The sequence below is a fragment of the Flagellimonas aurea genome, from assembly GCF_017313785.1.
Taxonomy (GTDB): Bacteria; Bacteroidota; Bacteroidia; order Flavobacteriales; family Flavobacteriaceae; genus Flagellimonas; species Flagellimonas aurea.
In genome coordinates this window covers 3,219-5,232 of the sequence record NZ_JAFLNL010000024.1, presented here as the reverse complement: position 1 = coordinate 5,232, position 2,014 = coordinate 3,219, and the positions used below count along the sequence as shown (strand labels likewise).

The following is a 2,014-nucleotide window of genomic DNA, read 5'->3' as shown; positions in this document are numbered from 1 at the left end:
AAACAAAGAAGTTCATATACATATTGTAACGACAGCGTAGAATTAAGAAATGAACCATTTTGATGCAGGGACTCGGTATTCCGGGTGTCGGACAGACATTCAAGGAAATACAATGAAGAGTTTGATCCTGGCTCAGGATGAACGCTAGCGGCAGGCCTAACACATGCAAGTCGAGGGGCATCACGGAAAAGCTTGCTTTTCTGGTGGCGACCGGCGCACGGGTGCGGAACGCGTATGGAACCTGCCCCTGTCAGGGGAATAGCCCAGGGAAACTTGGATTAATGCCCCATGGTACCGCGATATCGCATGATATTGCGGTTAAAGATTTATCGGACAGGGATGGCCATGCGTACCATTAGTTAGTTGGTGGGGTAACGGCCCACCAAGGCAGCGATGGTTAGGGGCCCTGAGAGGGGGATCCCCCACACTGGTACTGAGACACGGACCAGACTCCTACGGGAGGCAGCAGTGAGGAATATTGGACAATGGGCGGGAGCCTGATCCAGCCATGCCGCGTGCAGGATGACGGCCCTATGGGTTGTAAACTGCTTTTATACGGGAAGAAATGCGCCCACGTGTGGGCGTCTGACGGTACCGTAAGAATAAGGACCGGCTAACTCCGTGCCAGCAGCCGCGGTAATACGGAGGGTCCGAGCGTTATCCGGAATCATTGGGTTTAAAGGGTCCGTAGGCGGGCCTGTAAGTCAGGGGTGAAAGTTTGTGGCTCAACCATAAAATTGCCTTTGATACTGCAGGTCTTGAGTCATGGTGGGGTCGCCGGAACATGTGGTGTAGCGGTGAAATGCATAGATATCACATAGAACACCGATCGCGAAGGCAGGTGGCCAACCATGTACTGACGCTGATGGACGAAAGCGTGGGTAGCGAACGGGATTAGATACCCCGGTAGTCCACGCCGTAAACGATGGATACTAGCTGTGGGGACTTCGGTCTCCGTGGCCAAGCGAAAGTGATAAGTATCCCACCTGGGGAGTACGTTCGCAAGAATGAAACTCAAAGGAATTGACGGGGGCCCGCACAAGCGGTGGAGCATGTGGTTTAATTCGATGATACGCGAGGAACCTTACCAGGGCTTAAATGCAGGCTGCATGGGGTAGAGATACCCCTTTCTTCGGACCGCCTGCAAGGTGCTGCATGGTTGTCGTCAGCTCGTGCCGTGAGGTGTCAGGTTAAGTCCTATAACGAGCGCAACCCCTACCGTTAGTTGCCAGCATGTCAAGATGGGGACTCTAACGGGACTGCCGGTGCAAACCGTGAGGAAGGTGGGGACGACGTCAAATCATCACGGCCCTTACGTCCTGGGCTACACACGTGCTACAATGGCCGGTACAGAGGGAAGCCACCCCGCAAGGGGGCGCGGATCTACAAAACCGGTCACAGTTCGGATCGGGGTCTGCAACTCGACCCCGTGAAGCTGGAATCGCTAGTAATCGGATATCAGCCATGATCCGGTGAATACGTTCCCGGGCCTTGTACACACCGCCCGTCAAGCCATGGAAGCCGGGAGTGCCTGAAGTCCGTCACCGAGAGGAGCGGCCTAGGGCAAAATCGGTAACTAGGGCTAAGTCGTAACAAGGTAGCCGTACCGGAAGGTGCGGCTGGAACACCTCCTTTCTAGAGAAAGAGATGTCCGGAAGGCCTTGTCCCGCACGAGGTGGTCTTTATCCTCTGCGCTGTCGTTTATGATATGTTACAAATACTGGCAATAAGGCCAAGACAGTCTCATAGCTCAGCTGGTTAGAGCGCTACACTGATAATGTAGAGGTCGGCAGTTCGAGTCTGCCTGAGACTACGAAAAGTACAAAGCACGGAAGTGCGGAGTGCGAAGTTCATTGGGTATTGAAAAAGGAAATTTTAGAAGTTGAGTTACAGGGTTATCACTCATAACTCCCAACTAATAACTCATAACTGAAAAATGGGGGATTAGCTCAGCTGGCTAGAGCGCCTGCCTTGCACGCAGGAGGTCATCGGTTCGACTCCGATATTCTCCACG

Annotated in this window: 2 tRNA genes and 1 rRNA gene; all 3 read left to right on the top strand. The window is 53.4% G+C overall.

Annotated elements, in window-relative coordinates:
• Positions 1-109 precede the first annotated feature (109 nt).
• Positions 110-1,635: ribosomal RNA gene (locus J0656_RS19985) — 16S ribosomal RNA — on the top strand.
• Between the two features lie 104 nt (positions 1,636-1,739).
• Positions 1,740-1,813: transfer RNA gene (locus tag J0656_RS19980), tRNA-Ile, on the top strand.
• 125 nt (positions 1,814-1,938) lie between these two features.
• A tRNA-Ala gene (locus tag J0656_RS19975) sits at positions 1,939-2,012 on the top strand.
• Positions 2,013-2,014: the final 2 nt, after the last annotated feature.